This is a genomic window from Paenibacillus sp. SRL342, assembly GCF_984798905.1.
Genome location: NZ_OZ481790.1, coordinates 2,461,053 through 2,476,462 on the forward strand (window position 1 = coordinate 2,461,053; position 15,410 = coordinate 2,476,462).

Here is a 15,410-nt window from a genome sequence, read left to right on the forward strand (position 1 = left end):
GAAGATATGGGAATGATAAGATGAATACATCGAAAGCAACCGCTTTCAGAAAACGTAAACAAATTACACACAAAGAGGTCGAAGGGGAGTTGAATGTTTTGAAAAAAATGTGGGTATTGATGCTCGTTACAGTACTGCTGTTGTCCGCATGTTCATCCGGTGGCGGAGGTAATTCTGCTAGTGGTGGTGACGAAAAAACAAACGAAATTACAGTCTGGGCTTGGGACAAAGCTTTTAACGTAGCTGCAATGGAAACAGCAAAAGAAGCATATCAAAAAGCAAATCCTGATGTGAAAATCAACATCATTGAATACGCTCAAGCTGATATCATCCAGAAACTGAACACGGGGCTTAACTCCGGAACTGCCAGCGGTCTTCCAAACGTAGTTCTGATTGAAGACTATCGTTCACAAAGCTTCTTGAATGCATATCCGGATGCGTTCAAAGATCTGTCTTCCAACATCACGGCTTCCGACTTTGCAGATTACAAACTCGGACCAACAGCTTTTGATGGCAAACAATATGGAGTACCATTTGACTCCGGCGTTGCTGGTTTGTACTACAGAACAGATCTGCTGGAGCAAGCTGGCTACAAAGCAGCTGATCTGCAAGACATCACTTGGGATGACTACATCCAAATTGGTAAAGACGTAAAAGCTAAAACAGGTAAAGAGCTTCTTTCTCTTGACCCGAATGACCTTGGTTTGATTCGTATGATGATCCAAACTGCAGGTAAATGGTATTCCGCAGAAGATGGTAAAACACCTGACATTGCAACTAATGCCGCTCTGAAAGAAGCGTTTATTACTTACAAAGCAATGATGGATGCCAACATTGTTAAATTGCACTCTGACTGGAGTCAATTCGTTGCCAACGCCAATAACGGTAGCGTAGCAACAATTCCTACAGGTAACTGGTTCTCACCATCTGTACGTCAAGAAGTTTCCCAATCCGGTAAATGGGCTGTAGCTCCAATACCGAAAATGGCTGGTCAAGCAAACTCTGTTCACGCATCCAACTTGGGTGGTAGCTCTTGGTATGTTATGAACAACGTTCCTGGTGCAGATCAAGCAGCTGATTTTGTAGCTAAAACATTTGGTTCTGACAAACAATTGTATCAAGATCTGTTGAACAACATCGGCGCAATTGGTACGTACAAACCAGCAGTTGATGGTGACGCGTATGCCAAAGCAGACGAGTACTTCGGCGGACAAAAAATCTTCACAGACTTTGCGAATTGGACGAAAGAAATTCCAAGCGTAAACTATGGTATCAACACTTATGCCATTGAAGATATTCTGGTTGTAGAAATGCAAGCATTCCTGAACGGTAAATCAATCGATGACGTTCTGGCTGATGCACAAAAACAAGCTGAAGCACAATTAAACTAAGATACCCAAGGTAACTTATAGAACCCTAGGAAACATCGGAGCCGTCTCCCACGTCCGGCGCAAGTCGAACCGGATATGGCGAGAGGCTCCGTGGGTTCTACCCATGTTCCATGGAGAGAGAGGAGCCATACTGTGAAAGCCATGAATACAGGAGACAGTCTCCAAAAGAAAAATAATTTGACTGGATGGGCTTTTGTTTTGCTGGCTGTTGTCGGGATTGTTGCATTTTACTTCTACCCGATGATTCAAGCGCTGCTCTTATCGTTCAAGTCTGGTGTAGGAGCCAATCTTGAATTTTCGGGCCTTTCTAACTACAAAAGATTGTTAGTTGATACAACATTCCGTACAGCATTATCGAATACATTTATCTACTTGATTATTCAAGTGCCTGTAATGATTATTCTTGGTTTGTTTATTTCCGTATTGCTGAATGACAGCACACTACGTTTTCGGAGCTTCTTCCGTACAGCGATTTTCTTGCCTTGTGTAACTTCATTGGTAGCGTACTCTGTTGTATTCAAATATCTGTTCGCACCAGATGGAATGGTAAATCAATTCCTGATGGGCTTGCACATTATTGGGGATCCAATTCAATGGATCACAGACCCGTTCTGGGCTAAAATTACGATCATAATCGCCGTTACTTGGCGTTGGACCGGATATAACATGATTTTCTATCTGTCATCCCTGCAAAACATCGATCAATCGATCTATGAAGCTGCAAGAATTGACGGAGCGAATGCTTTTACACAATTCTTCAAAATCACAGTACCTTTGCTTAAACCGATTATCCTCTTCACGTCCATCACATCAACGATTGGTACATTGCAAATCTTTGATGAGATCATGAATATTACCAAAGGTGGTCCAGGTAATGCGACCATGTCGATTTCACAATACATCTACAACCTTTCGTTCAAATATTCACCGGACTTCGGTTATGCAGCAACAGTGTCGTATTCCATCGTAATCTTGATTATTGTATTGTCCATCATCCAGTTTAAAGTGGCAGGTGATAATAAAAATGGCTAAAGCTAAAGCAAAACGGATTTTCACGTATGTGTTCCTATCCATCGTCGCCTTTGTATCCATTTTCCCTTTCTTCTGGATGCTGGTCAGTTCAACAAATGCATCTGTCGATGTAACGAAAGGCAGATTGTTACCGGGTTCAGCTTTCATTGATAACTTCAACAAACTGATTGATTCGACGAATCTGGTACAGGCTCTCGGAAACTCGGCGATTATCTCTGTGGTCTCCACTCTCTTGGCACTGTTTATTGGTTCCATGGCAGGTTATGGCTTCGAGGTATATCGCACGAAGTCTCGTGACATTGTGTTTAATATCCTGTTGTTATCCATGATGATCCCGTTTGCAGCGATTATGGTACCCCTGTATCGTATGTTTGCAACAATCTCGGGAGTTGCACCGGTTATCGGTATTAACACCATGGCAGCAGTGATCTTGCCAACCATTGCAACAGCGTTCCTGATCTTTTTCTTCCGTCAGAACACTAAAATGTTCCCGAAAGACTTGCTGGAAGCTGGACGTATTGATGGTTTGAGTGAACTTGGGATCTTCCTGAAAATCTATATGCCAACCATGAAAACAACATATGCAGCGGCAGCAATTATTACCTTCATGAGTAGCTGGAACAACTATCTGTGGCCACTCATTGTATTGCAAACACCTGACCAACAAACGATTCCACTGTTGATCTCGAACCTCGGTGCTGGTTATTCTCCGGATTACGGAGTAATCATGACAGCAATCGTTATTGCAACACTACCTACAGCAATCGTTTTCTTCATCATGCAGAAACATTTTGTTGCAGGTATGGTAGGTTCAGTGAAGTAATGAAAACAGCATAATCCGTGCAAATGACGGGTGCAGGAAAGAAGAGAGGGCGCTGTTATGGCGTACCTCTGTCTTTTTTGTTTATGTAAAGCAAAAAGGAAATTCAGAGTAAACCTTGAATAAGTCAAACTATAACGTTTTAAAGGGAGAGAGAGCCGATGAAAGCAACAAAGGCAGATATCAACTGGTTGGGGGACGTAAGTGTATTTGAGGTGAACCGTCTTCATGCCTATTCCGATCACCGTTATTACCAAACGATGGATGAGGCTGTAGGTTCAGGCGCGATGTCCATGCGTTATGATCTGAATGGTACGTGGAAATTCAACTATGCGATTCGTCCAGACAGCCGTTCTGAGTTTTTCTATACATCCGATTTTTCCAGTGAAGGCTGGGATGATATTGAAGTTCCGGGGCATATCCAACTTCAAGGATACGGTCAGATTCAATATGTAAATACACAATATCCTTGGGATGGTTTGAACGACATTCGTCCACCGGCATTACCACAGGATAAAAACCCGGTTGGAAGTTACATTCGCACATTCCACCTGCCGACAGGTTGGGAGTCGAATCCGGTATATATTTCTTTCCAAGGTGTAGAGTCTGCATTTTATGTATGGCTTAACGGACAATTCGTAGGATACGGGGAAGACAGCTTCACGCCATCTGATTTTGACCTGACGCCATTCCTCCAGGATGGAGAGAACAAACTCGCGGTTGAGGTGTATCAACGCAGCACAGGCAGCTGGCTGGAAGATCAGGATTTCTGGCGTTTCTCCGGTATTTTCAGAGATGTGTATCTGTATACCGTCCCAACTGCACACGTTCGTGATGTTCATGTTCGCACAGATCTGGACAAGTCTTACACTAACGGTACGTTGCAAGTGGATCTGAAGCTGGAAGGAAATGCGGTTGCAGGAGCGCGCGTAGAGGCTGAACTTCGTGATCGTGAAGGCAATACCGTTAAAACGTTTGAATCCAAAGTTAACGATGGACAAGTAAGTCTTCGTGAAGATATCGGCATAGTGAACCTGTGGAGCGCAGAGATTCCATACTTGTACCGTCTCTATATTCGTGTATATGATGCTGCGGGTACACTGGTTGAGGTTGTTCCTCAAGCCGTTGGTTTCCGTACATTTGAAATGATTGATAAAGTGATGCACATCAACGGTAAACGTATCGTATTCAAAGGTGTGAATCGCCATGAGTTCAACCCGCGTCGTGGACGTGCGGTTACGAAGGAAGATATGCTGTGGGATGTTCGTACGATTAAACAAAACAATATGAATGCCGTACGTACGTCACACTATCCAAACCAAAGTCTCTGGTATGAGCTGTGTGATGAATACGGACTCTATGTTATTGACGAGATGAACCTGGAGACACACGGATCTTGGCAGAAGCTTGGCGCCGTTGAGCCTTCATGGGTTATTCCAGGGGACAAACCGGAATGGCATGATATCGTTATGGATCGCGCTGTATCCATGGTGGAGCGTGACAAAAACCATCCGTCCATTCTGATCTGGTCATGTGGTAATGAATCACATGGTGGTGAAGTCATCTACAAAGTATCCCAATATTTCAAATCAGCTGATCCAACACGTCTGGTACATTACGAAGGTGTATTCCATGATCGCCGTTTCGATGAGACCAGTGATATGGAGTCTCGCATGTATGCCAAACCGGCAGACATTGAGGAATTCCTGAATGCAAACCCGACCAAGCCGTATATCAGCTGTGAGTACATGCATGCCATGGGTAACTCCATTGGTGGTATGCACAAATATACGGAGTTGGAAGACAAATATCCAATGTATCAAGGTGGATTCATCTGGGATTACATCGATCAATCGATTTACAAAAAAGATCGTTACGGCAAAGAATTCCTCGCTTATGGCGGAGATTTTGGTGATCGTCCATCAGACTATTCGTTCTGTGGCAACGGTATCGTCCATGCTGACCGTAAAGTAACTGCGAAAATGCAGGAGGTTAAATTCCTGTACCAGAACATCAAGCTGTTCCCGGATCGTGAAGGTGTTAAAATCGTGAACGGTAATCTGTTCGCAGATACATCTGCGCTGGAACTGGTATACAGCCTGGAGCGGGAGGGACATGAAGTGCTGCGTGGAACATTGGAAGTCAACGTGGATGCCCAAAGCGAGACGGTAGTGAAACTTCCGCTTGGTGCAGAAGCTCTGGTAGGCGGCGAGTACGCTGTGAACACTGCATTTGTGTTAAAAGAAGCTACACTGTGGGCTGACAAAGGCGAAGAAGTGGCATTTGGACAGTTTATTTTCACCCAGGATCAGGTAAATGATGCAGTTGAAGTCGACTTGAACCTTGTAAGTGATGTACAAGTTATCGAAGGTGACGTTAACATCGGTGTTCGTGCCGGCAAGACACATGTGCTGTTCTCCAAACAGTTTGGGACACTGGTTTCCCTGAAATTGTCTGGTCGCGAGACGATTGCTGTACCACCTGCACCACTCTTCTGGCGTGCAATGACGGATAATGACAAAGGTATGGCGATGGGCTTTGAACTGGGCGCCTGGTATGCAGCGAGCCTGATGCCACGTTCTGTAGAGTGGAAAGCGGAACAGAAACCGGATCAATACCGGATCGAGTTCACGTACAAGCTCAACATCTCGGAGGATGTACAAGTAAAAGTGGTATATACCGTTCATGCAGATGGAAGTGTACGTGTTCATAATACGTACAAAGGTACAGCCGGATTGCCAAATCTGCCAATTCATGCATTGTCCTTCAGAACATCACCTGACTTCGAAAACGTGGAATGGCTTGCGATGGGACCCGAAGAAAACTATGCAGACCGCGCATTTGGCGCACGTCTCGGTATCCACGGCAGCAAGGTAGCTGATACCATGGCTCCATATCTGGTACCACAGGAATCAGGCAACCGTACGGGCGTACGTTGGGCCAAATTGACAGACAACGTGGGACGTGGCTTCAAAATTGAAGCATCCGGAACTCCGGTTGAGCTGAATGTTTCACCATATACGGCATTTGAGCTGGAGAACGCACAACATGCGTACGAATTGCCTCCTGTGCACTATACGGTCGTGACTGTAGCAGGTAAACAAATGGGTGTTGGCGGTGATGATAGCTGGGGTGCTCCGGTTCATCCGGAATACCTGATCCCTTCAGACGGCGAACTGACATTTGAATTTGTCATTCGTGCACTGTAAGTAAAAGAATCGTACAGAATAAAGAATGTATTCTATAAAGAACAGAGGTCTTCGCTCATCGGAGGCCTCTGTTTTGTTATGTCAATGAACAGCTTGAGAGGCTTTGTATGAAACCGTTCTCTCTCCAACCTCGTAATGTACGAGACAGGAAACATAAGGGGGGGGTCAAGATGAGTAAAAAAGCAAAGACAGGTATATGGGTGACGGTGTTGGTCTTCTTGGGCATCATAGTTGGATGTTTCATATGGTATTTCAATACCGCTTCAGGTGAACGTGCACTCAAAACGATGAGGTCCAATAACTCGGGTGGCCTGGAGAGGGTTGTTAAAGTGTACAGCAATAACGGTGAATTGATTCAGACCTATGATGGCAAAATTGACGTGGAAGATACGGAATACGGGAATAAAGTATTATTTGATCTCAATGGGAAACGTGTTGTGATCTATAATGCAACGATTGTTGTTGAAGAGAAGTAAACGTAGATTGCCAGCTTGAAGAGACGCTGGTTCGGAATTAGGAATGACACCCTATTGCTTATATGGTAAAATTAAGGAAAAAGATATAAGGGTCGGGTGAGATTTTTATGGTGGATATGTACCTCATAATCCTTGTTGCCATCTTGGGAATGATCCTGTTCTATAGCTTGATCGCATATTTCTTAATTCGTTTCATTTCGAAAAAAGCATTCAAACTGACGTTAACCAAATATGAAATGACGGAGATTATGACTTGGCTCGCCGTGTTGTTTATTACCTTCATGATGATTAAGAATGGTTCAATAAATCTTCTCTTACCGGTTGTTGTACTCATCATTCCATTGATTAATTTGCGACTCTCCAATCGAAAACATCGAGAGCTGAACTCGTAAGGTCTTGCTACGTTGGGATGAGGCACAAGAAGGATGAACATAGGAAAGGTTGACGGAGATTACATCACTAGTCAACCTTTTTCAGTTTCATTATGAATGGTGAAAATGAACAAGGAGGAGTTTAGTGATGATTCTGGGCCAATCAACTGACACTTCAGGTTTAACGCAAGTTGCCAATCTTTCGGATGAGTTGCAGCCTGTTTTTGATAAAGCAGAAAGCAAATATAAAATAGTCGATATTGAACTCTTCTTTGTTTTCAGGTGTCTTCCTGAAGAATATGAGCGGAAGTCGACGGTCAGACATGTGAAGAAGGAGAATGTCATCTATTTTGATCTGGTGGTCAGCGAGGATCGGTATAAGACATTAAGCAAAAGCAAACAACGGTATGTGTTAAGCCATGAGTTTTATGTTTTTTTAAGTGAAAAGATACAGAAATACAAGATTGAACATCTAAACACAAATGAATTTATTGCAGATATGGGCATGTGGCTGAGGGAGATTGGATGGTTGCAGACCGAAGAGGAAGCCGAAATAAGTGAATTTGAAGAAAAGTATAACTAGCAAAATAAATGAAAACATAAACAACAAAAAGAAGCTCTCTTTCGAGAGCTTCTTTTTCATGGGAGAGGAGAAACCGGACGAAGAGCTTATGGGGAAACGTAAGTCTTCTCCGCGGTTGTCTACGACACTTGTGATGTCGATAATTATAGAATCGCCCGATTGTTTCCTTTTTATACATATGCGTCAACAATTCGTCAACAATTTTCCAAGGGAAATGAAGACCGCACATTTTTCAAACTGAACCCGAATGTGGTACGATAGTCGTATCAATAAACTTACATAGAGAAAAGGTGACTCGTCAAGTGAGAGTGGTATCTGGGAGTGCAAAAGGCAGGCCGCTGAAGGCTGTTCCTGGCACGGGTACGCGGCCAACCACCGACAAGGTGAAGGAAGCGTTATTTAGCATGGTTGGTCCTTATTTTGAGGGCGGCACAGCATTGGATCTGTTTGCAGGCAGTGGAGGTCTCGGTATTGAGGCGCTGAGCCGCGGCATGGACAAGGCTGTTTTTGTTGATTTGGAATCAAAAAGTATTGAAGTTATCCGCATGAATCTGAAGGCGACCAAGCTGGAAGACCAGGCGGCCGTATATCGTAATGATGCAGGTCGTGCGTTGAAGGCACTCGCAAAACGAGGCACAACGTTTGATCTGGTGTTTCTCGACCCTCCATATCGCATGAAGAATGGGCACGAGTTAATGCTGACCATGCACGAACTGGAGCTTCTGGAACCCGAAGCAACCATCGTGCTTGAATATGAATCCAAACATGATTACCCTGAGCAATTCGGCCCGTTTGAACAAACGCGCAAGGCTTTGTATGGGGAGACGGCAGTATCCATCTATTATTATGCGCCTGAAGCAGTTGAAGATGGAGAATCCATTACACCGGAAGAGGAGGCTCCTCATGACTGAAATGATACATCGACAGGAACGGATCGCCGTATATCCTGGAAGTTTTGATCCCGTAACGATGGGACATCTGGATATTATCGCCAGAGCGTCGAAGCAATTTGATCGCGTCATTGTGGCTGTGTTGAACAATATGAGCAAAAATCCGCTGTTTACGGTGGAGGAACGCAAAGAACTGATTACGGAAGTAACCCGCCATCTACCCAATGTGGAGGTGGACAGTTTCCGCGATCTGACAGCCAATTACGTCCGGCAAAAGGAAGCTCAGGTCATCGTCCGCGGTATACGCTCGGTAACTGATTTTGAATATGAGTTGCAATTGGCATCGACCAATAGCAAGTTGAACCCAGATGCGGAAACCATATTTATGATGACAAATCCCAAATATTCCTATTTAAGTTCCAGCATCGTCAAAGAAATTGCTCATTATCATGGAGATGTTACAGATCTTGTCTCACCTGAAGTGGAAGCTGCGCTCCGTCAGAAAATCAGCGAGAAAACCGGCGGTTAAACCAGAAGGTAAGACCGGATAGACTAACCATGACTGCAAGAAGTAACGCAAGACCCATGCATGCAACAGGGAAGACACTCCAAATGGTGTTGATCGTGTATGTGTTACCTGGACTATGTATGAATAGCCAACCGAATGGTGTCGTGAGGTTCTGCTCTGCATTCGTCTGTAATGTGGTCCAGACTTCTGTGCTATAACGGCTGAACGGCATCCATAGGAACAGACTGATAAAAAAGGCGATTAAGCCATGAGTCAGGCGAACTCCAGCAAAGTACAACATCGATTTGGTGCCCGGACCAGTTGTTTTCAGGACAGCAGAGACTTGCAGATGGGAACATAAACCACCCCATCCCAGAACGGCTGCAAGTAGAGACATGAGCAGCATGGGTGTAAGTGAAGTCTGGCTCAAATGATAGGTGCCCAGATGAAGCTCAAAGAAAGCTGGCCACAGCGCAGCAGAGGACCCGGGCGTCAGATAAAGGGAGACCAGCCGGATAAACACGGCAAAACCGATCATGTATCCTCCAGTCATCATCAAGGTCTGCACAGCTTGGGATACGGTGTCACCTAACAGTTTGCCAAATCCCCTTCCATCACGACGATGGGCTTCCCTGGCTGCAATCATCATATCGGACCATATACTGCGTCGTTTGAACGTTGCGTGGTTCGGTGCAGATGAGCGACTTGTGGAATTTGCAGGCTGAGAATCAAGAGAGCTGTTATCTGCTTGTACGGCTGTTGAGCCAACCTTGTTTGTCTGGTTACCAGGTGCAGGCAGGAGACGTGTGGCAAGAATGACAGCAATCCAGCCGCTGATCCAGTGGACCACGAGTAGAAAATATCCGGCCGCTGGCTGGTGGAGAAAAGCAGCACCAACGACCAAAATGATCATCATTGGATTGGCAAAATGAGATGCCGCCGCAAGGACAACCGCCTGCTTGGCGGTAATTTGTCTATCCTGAAATAAACGGGATACCGCATCTGCTCCTGCGGGAAATCCGCCGCACATGCCTACGGCAATCGCCAGACCTGCGTTGCCTGGAAGTCTGAACCAGCGTTGCATTAACGGTCCAAGCAAGGCGCCGATCGCGTGGGTGAAGCCAAACGCAGTGAGCATTTGGGATAACATGAGGAACGGGAGCATGGCAGGGAAGATGATTTTCCACCATATATCCAGACCTTGAATAGAGGCATCAAACGCTTCTTTGGGGGAAGCAACTACCGCAATGACCAACATTAAAGCGCCAGTACTTAGGATTATCGTTCGCAACGGGCCAGAATCTCTAACCTCGCTCTGTAATGTCATCGTTTCACCTCATATCAGATAACGCCGATTCGGCATCTTAATCATTATGGACGGCCGAATAACGCCCGAAGGGCGGTTCGGCCTTGACCGGACAGGATTTTGTATACAGCGGCCTATCCGGCCTGTACCATTGTATGCACAAGGACCAGAGTGTTAGACTTGAAAAAAATGATTAAACAGGATGGAATTACGATCGCTTATTATAGAGATACAAAGAACGGAGGCTCATGCGATGAATCGGATTCGGAAATCTGGCGGATTCAGAGCTTCGATCTTTGTGATCGTGGTGGCTCTGGTCGTCTATGTTGCCGTGTACATGCCAACGCCGTATATCATATATATGCCTGGCAGTGCAGATGAAGTAAAACCAATGGTAACCGTTAAGGGTGGAGACCAGGAAGAACGCGGTGTGTTCATGATGACAACCGTGTCGGCAACATATGCCAATGTGTTTTTGCTAGGAACCTCTCTGTTCAATAAAAATGCTCAAGTGGATAAAAAGGAAGACCGACTGCGCGGCAAAAGCGAAGCGGAATACTCTGCCGAACAGGTGTGGTTCATGAGTGACTCACAATCCTCCGCAATGGAGGCTGCATATGAGCAGGCTGGTGTGACGTACTCTATTGTACCTGAACATATCTTTGTATTTGGATTGTCCGAAGACCCAAAACCGGAAGGAGATATTGCTCCGGGCGATATTATTCTGGGAGTGAATGGAACAGCTACGCCGGATAATACGGTGCTTTCTGCCCAGTTAAAAGATAAAAAAGTCGGAGATACGGTCGAAATGCAACTGGAACGTGGTGGGGAGACCATTAGCCGGGACGTGAAACTGATTCAGGTAAAAGACAGTAAAACGGGTGAAGCCCGCTCGGGACTCGGAGTAATGATCGGTGCGGTTCAGAAGGTGAAAGCTGAAGACCCGAACAAACAGATCTCTTTCACAGATACTCAGGTTGGTGGTCCGTCTGCCGGCTTGATGTTTACGCTGGAGATCTATAACCAGTTAACACCTGGAGATCTGACCAAGGGGCATCGAATTGCGGGTACAGGTACCATTACCAAGGATGGTGTGGTGGGTGCCATTGGCGGTGTAGTGCACAAGATTGTAGCCGCTGACCGAAAAGAAGCCGAGATTTTCTTTGTGCCGAAGGATAACTATAAGGAAGCAGCAGCCAAGGCTGAACAGATTGGCACCAAAATGAAACTTGTGCCTGTGAGCACGGTGGAAGATGCGCTGGCTTACCTGAAAACCTTGTCCGTGAAATCATAGGTTATCATCGAGCGGGAAGAGATCGAGCCAGCGTTGAACCGGATGGATAAAGTACGGATGAATTCGAATAATTGATTACAGTGGAATGAAGTGTGATCAAGAGATTGAGAAGATCAACAGACTTAATAGACCCAAAGGGGTAAAGATAACGAAAAGAGTTAAGAGAAAAAGAATTAAGAGAACAAGAGAAGTGAATAAGGAAATCCCCTTGTTGCGAGGTGCCTGAGTGGCGTGCAGCAAGGGGATTTTTTAAAATTGTATAGTTGAGTAACGAATAGTGGATATCAATGATCTGTTTGATGATGGAAAAAAGCTCGTTAGAGATGAAGCCTTATGGTCAAAAGCGGATTACAGTCTCACTGGCGACTCATAGTAGTCACTGAACATCTTGCGTGTGTCCTTATGCTCGCAAGCGAGCCCATACGCAACCTGAGCTTGTATATCCAGTTCAAGTTGATTGTGTGTGAACGTCGACGGTTTCAGTACAACAGGCAGTGACGCGGTCTTCTTCATTTGTTTAAGCAGGCTCTGTCCTTGAGTATTAAATCCGAGGACTCGGAGATATCCAGGTCCGGCAGCCAATTGCTCTGGTGAACACTCGGCTTTGGTGTGATTCAGGAGCAGGTGGGCGAGCATACGCTGGAGTTTGGTGCGTGTGTATCGTTTGGTCTTCATTGCATTCAGGAGTGCTTCGACTGAAGGCTCCGGGAGCTGAGCGAGTGCACGGCTCACCCGGTGTTCCAGGCCTTCCGTGACTTCGGCGATGCGTTCCAGCTCGGAGGCACGGCGGGTGGCCGCAAGGTGCAACAGCGGCTGTGCAAAGCGCTCCCAGTGTATGGGAGCGCGCCCTTCCTGCCATTCGCGATGCAGAATGGCAAGGGTTGTCGCCGGCACGTATGGTGCGGCGGCATCGGGTCCGTCCGCCATCAGCAGGCGGCGGACGGCTGTAGCACTGGCGATCGCCCCCGGCCCGGGCGTCGCCTCATGATACGCGGCACCGGTACGCGCCGCCGTAAAGGGCTGGATCGCGCTGCCAAGTCGTTGCAGCGCGATCAGGTAGTGCAGCCCAAGCGAATTGTTGGGCTGCTCCAGCAGTGCAGCGGCGTCGTGAGCATCGACGCCGCCGGGCGCCAGCGCCGCCGCCGCGCCTGCGTACGCGGCGGGGTAGCTGGCGCCTTCCCGCAGGCGGCGCGCGATGTCCTCGCGCATCCCTGCGGGCTCCACAGCCAGCACGCGCGCAATGCGCTGCAGGCTGTCCAGGTCGCCGGACTCGCTGCCAAAGCAGAGCGAGTCCACAATGCCGGTGCGGTGCAGCAGCGAGACCGCACCGAAGGCAAACCACTCGGCCGGTTGGACCGCGTAGGCAACCGGCAGTTCAAGCACGAGATCGGCGCCTGCGTGCAGCGCCATCTCGGTGCGTGCCCTTTTACCTACGATGGCGGGTTCGCCACGCTGGAGAAAAGGGCCGCTCATGACCGCAACAACGGCGTCTGCGCCGCTTAGCCGCCGAGCTTCCTGCAAATGATAAACATGCCCATTGTGCAAGGGGTTATATTCAACAATGACGCCTACGGCTTTCATGATTAGACGTCCTCCTTTCGATTGGATAACCGAGTATGTATAACATCCATTCCATCATAGGGGATGTCATGTATTAGATCAAATCATGCACCAATTCAGACAAGAAAAAGGCACAAATCCAACATCAACGGATGTCAGACTGTGTGCCTGCAAATCTATTGTATAGTACACATTTTTGATAATCGACGAACGTCCTCTTCACCTTGATAAATCAGCAGGATAGGACACGTACCTATACACTTATACATTAGGAGCTAATCACATTTCACAACGTTTAGACACTTTCCGGTGCGGGAGAAAGACTTGCTTTGGGCCCGAAAAATTCATAATGAATGTTGTCCGCTGCAACACCAAGCGCCTGAAGCTCCGTATACACTGCCCGCATGAACGAAACGGGTCCGCACAGATAATAAGTGGAATCCAGTTCATCGATCACTTGACGAAGCCAGGCCGCATCCATATAACCTTCCTTATGAAAGTGATTGTTCGTACGATCAGAACCCTCAGGTTGAGTATAACAATAATAAGCTTTAACGCCCTGATTACGTTCGGCCAGACTGTTCACATGATCACGGAAGGCGTGAGATTGACCATTCGGACTTGCATGTAAAAATGTAATTGCACGGTTATCGTTCAAGTTAACCAGCGTATTTAACATGCTGATCATGGGCGTTAGACCGACACCACCACTCAGGAGAACAACAGGTCGTTGATCGTCTGCATTTAGCGTGAAGTCGCCAGCAGGAGCGGATATCTCCACCTGACTGCCTTCTTCAATGTGATCGTGTAGATACGTCGAGATAACTCCGTCAGGGCGCTCTAACACACCTCGTTCACGCTTAACGGAAATGCGATAGTGGGGTTTACCCGGGGCATCTGAAAGGCTATACTGACGAATCTGGGTAAATGACTGTGCCTCTGGCTGGATTTTGATGCTGATGTATTGTCCCGGTTCATAACTGGCAATGGACTGACCATCGGCTGGAACGAGATAAAAGGACGTGATGACTTCGCTTTCCTGAACTTTCTTGGCAACTTTGAATGTCCGGAATCCTTCCCAGCCACCTGTCTGGTTTTTCGCTTCTGTATACATATCCTGTTCGATCCCGATAAAGGCGCCTGCAATGACATTATAGGCTTCGCCCCACGCCGTGATAATTTCATCCGTTGCCGCATCTCCAAGCACATCTTTGATGGCTTGAAGCAGATAGGTGCCGACAATCGCATATTGCTCGGGAACGATACCCAGGCTGCGATGTTTATGTGCAACTTGCCGGACGGCAGGCAAGATGGAGGACAGATTATCGATATGAAGGGCGGCGGTGTACACCATATTGGCGAGGGCGGCTTGCTGCCGCCCCTGTTTCTGATTTGTATGATTGAAAATATTCAGCAGTTCCGGATGAGCTGTGAACATCGTTTCGTAGAAGTGGCGTGTGATCGCTTCGCCGTGGACTTCAAGTACGGGGACTGTAGATTTAATGATTCTAATTGTGTGCTCATTTAACATATATTTTCCCTCCCGATATGATATGAAATAGTTGGATAATAAATCGGTCATGGAGCTGATCGTGCCTCGGTTTATAGCAAGTATAGATAGGGAGCAAGTAGGTCTGTGTGATATAGATCACACTAAACGTTAACGAAATGTGACCGATGTTTGCAAGGAACTACAACTAAAATGACGACTTGTAGTTTATCTTGAAGTGAGTCTATAATAGACCAGATGGAGTAAACGGTTCTGAGCCATTGGTTTTAAAAAGGGTGTAAAGTTAAAAGTGTTGACAAACGTCTTGAAAAATCGGTATAATGATTTTTGTTTGTTAAGTCAATTTCATAATACTTTTAACGATGAAGCGTCAGAATACATACAGTCAGGATTTACTGCTTTACAAAAGAAGGCTTGACCTGTATAACTGTCGTGATACGTTTGATACGAATTATGAAAT

At 46.4% G+C, this 15,410-nt stretch carries 13 protein-coding genes; 10 read left to right on the plus strand and 3 right to left on the minus strand.

Annotation, left to right across the window (positions count from 1 at the left end):
* The first annotated feature begins 107 nt into the window (after nt 1-107).
* The 9 genes from AC4E8D_RS11300 to coaD all read left to right on the plus strand — a co-directional run bounded on the left by AC4E8D_RS11300 (nt 108) and on the right by coaD (nt 9,301).
* The gene (locus AC4E8D_RS11300; RefSeq protein WP_490206482.1) at nt 108-1,391 is read left to right on the plus strand and encodes an extracellular solute-binding protein; all 1,284 of its coding nucleotides are present in this window, start codon (nt 108-110) and stop codon (nt 1,389-1,391) included.
* Between the two features lie 141 nt (nt 1,392-1,532).
* Complete coding sequence (locus tag AC4E8D_RS11305; protein WP_036610887.1) at nt 1,533-2,423, plus strand: carbohydrate ABC transporter permease; 891 nt, start codon at nt 1,533-1,535, stop codon at nt 2,421-2,423.
* Nucleotides 2,416-3,246, plus strand: a complete 831-nt coding sequence (locus AC4E8D_RS11310; protein ID WP_036609483.1) for a carbohydrate ABC transporter permease — start codon at nt 2,416-2,418, stop codon at nt 3,244-3,246. Before AC4E8D_RS11305 ends, AC4E8D_RS11310 begins: the two co-directional genes overlap by 8 nt.
* Before the next feature lie 158 nt (nt 3,247-3,404).
* Nucleotides 3,405-6,452 (plus strand): beta-galactosidase, LacZ type, encoded by a 3,048-nt coding sequence (gene lacZ, locus AC4E8D_RS11315; protein ID WP_221824210.1) that lies wholly within the window; start codon nt 3,405-3,407, stop codon nt 6,450-6,452.
* Nucleotides 6,453-6,622: 170 nt separating this feature from the next.
* Nucleotides 6,623-6,928, plus strand: coding sequence for a hypothetical protein (locus AC4E8D_RS11320; protein ID WP_017689244.1), 306 nt, complete (start codon nt 6,623-6,625; stop codon nt 6,926-6,928).
* A 116-nt stretch (nt 6,929-7,044) separates the two neighbouring features.
* Nucleotides 7,045-7,320: a hypothetical protein gene (locus tag AC4E8D_RS11325; RefSeq protein WP_339307878.1), complete on the plus strand. Its 276-nt coding sequence runs from the start codon at nt 7,045-7,047 to the stop codon at nt 7,318-7,320.
* A gap of 127 nt (nt 7,321-7,447) precedes the next feature.
* The gene (locus AC4E8D_RS11330) at nt 7,448-7,882 is read left to right on the plus strand and encodes an Imm44 family immunity protein (RefSeq protein ID WP_221824208.1); all 435 of its coding nucleotides are present in this window, start codon (nt 7,448-7,450) and stop codon (nt 7,880-7,882) included.
* Between the two features lie 302 nt (nt 7,883-8,184).
* Nucleotides 8,185-8,793, plus strand: coding sequence for a 16S rRNA (guanine(966)-N(2))-methyltransferase RsmD (rsmD, locus tag AC4E8D_RS11335; protein ID WP_036609474.1), 609 nt, complete (start codon nt 8,185-8,187; stop codon nt 8,791-8,793).
* 1 nt (nt 8,794) lies between these two features.
* On the plus strand, nt 8,795-9,301 hold the full coding sequence (gene coaD / locus AC4E8D_RS11340) for a pantetheine-phosphate adenylyltransferase (RefSeq protein ID WP_085981453.1): 507 nt from the start codon (nt 8,795-8,797) through the stop codon (nt 9,299-9,301).
* On the opposite strand, the gene AC4E8D_RS11345 is transcribed toward coaD, so the two are convergent.
* Nucleotides 9,279-10,607, minus strand: coding sequence for a nucleoside recognition domain-containing protein (locus tag AC4E8D_RS11345; protein WP_221824207.1), 1,329 nt, complete (start codon nt 10,605-10,607; stop codon nt 9,279-9,281). The two genes, coaD and AC4E8D_RS11345, sit on opposite strands and share 23 nt — an antisense overlap.
* 232 nt (nt 10,608-10,839) lie before the next feature.
* Here AC4E8D_RS11345 and AC4E8D_RS11350 point away from each other — a divergent pair, with 232 nt between their 5' ends.
* On the plus strand, nt 10,840-11,880 hold the full coding sequence (locus tag AC4E8D_RS11350) for a SepM family pheromone-processing serine protease (RefSeq protein ID WP_221824206.1): 1,041 nt from the start codon (nt 10,840-10,842) through the stop codon (nt 11,878-11,880).
* A gap of 348 nt (nt 11,881-12,228) precedes the next feature.
* On the opposite strand, the gene AC4E8D_RS11355 is transcribed toward AC4E8D_RS11350, so the two are convergent.
* Complete coding sequence (locus AC4E8D_RS11355) at nt 12,229-13,461, minus strand: nucleotidyltransferase (protein ID WP_221824205.1); 1,233 nt, start codon at nt 13,459-13,461, stop codon at nt 12,229-12,231.
* A gap of 274 nt (nt 13,462-13,735) precedes the next feature.
* Nucleotides 13,736-14,971: an NO-inducible flavohemoprotein gene (gene hmpA / locus AC4E8D_RS11360; RefSeq protein WP_221824204.1), complete on the minus strand. Its 1,236-nt coding sequence runs from the start codon at nt 14,969-14,971 to the stop codon at nt 13,736-13,738.
* Between the last annotated feature and the right edge of the window lie 439 nt (nt 14,972-15,410).

Excerpts from the sequence above, each read along its gene's own strand:
- AC4E8D_RS11330 (WP_221824208.1), top strand. The coding sequence starts at position 7,448 with ATGATTCTGGGCCAATCAACTGACACTTCAGGTTTAACGCAAGTTGCC.
- AC4E8D_RS11325 (WP_339307878.1), top strand. The coding sequence starts at position 7,045 with ATGTACCTCATAATCCTTGTTGCCATCTTGGGAATGATCCTGTTCTAT.
- AC4E8D_RS11310 (WP_036609483.1), top strand. The coding sequence starts at position 2,416 with ATGGCTAAAGCTAAAGCAAAACGGATTTTCACGTATGTGTTCCTATCC.
- AC4E8D_RS11305 (WP_036610887.1), top strand. The coding sequence starts at position 1,533 with ATGAATACAGGAGACAGTCTCCAAAAGAAAAATAATTTGACTGGATGG.
- lacZ (WP_221824210.1), top strand. The coding sequence starts at position 3,405 with ATGAAAGCAACAAAGGCAGATATCAACTGGTTGGGGGACGTAAGTGTA.
- coaD (WP_085981453.1), top strand. The coding sequence starts at position 8,795 with ATGATACATCGACAGGAACGGATCGCCGTATATCCTGGAAGTTTTGAT.
- AC4E8D_RS11355 (WP_221824205.1), bottom strand. The coding sequence starts at position 13,461 with ATGAAAGCCGTAGGCGTCATTGTTGAATATAACCCCTTGCACAATGGG.
- AC4E8D_RS11300 (WP_490206482.1), top strand. The coding sequence starts at position 108 with ATGTGGGTATTGATGCTCGTTACAGTACTGCTGTTGTCCGCATGTTCA.
- AC4E8D_RS11345 (WP_221824207.1), bottom strand. The coding sequence starts at position 10,607 with ATGACATTACAGAGCGAGGTTAGAGATTCTGGCCCGTTGCGAACGATA.
- AC4E8D_RS11350 (WP_221824206.1), top strand. The coding sequence starts at position 10,840 with ATGAATCGGATTCGGAAATCTGGCGGATTCAGAGCTTCGATCTTTGTG.
- hmpA (WP_221824204.1), bottom strand. The coding sequence starts at position 14,971 with ATGTTAAATGAGCACACAATTAGAATCATTAAATCTACAGTCCCCGTA.
- AC4E8D_RS11320 (WP_017689244.1), top strand. The coding sequence starts at position 6,623 with ATGAGTAAAAAAGCAAAGACAGGTATATGGGTGACGGTGTTGGTCTTC.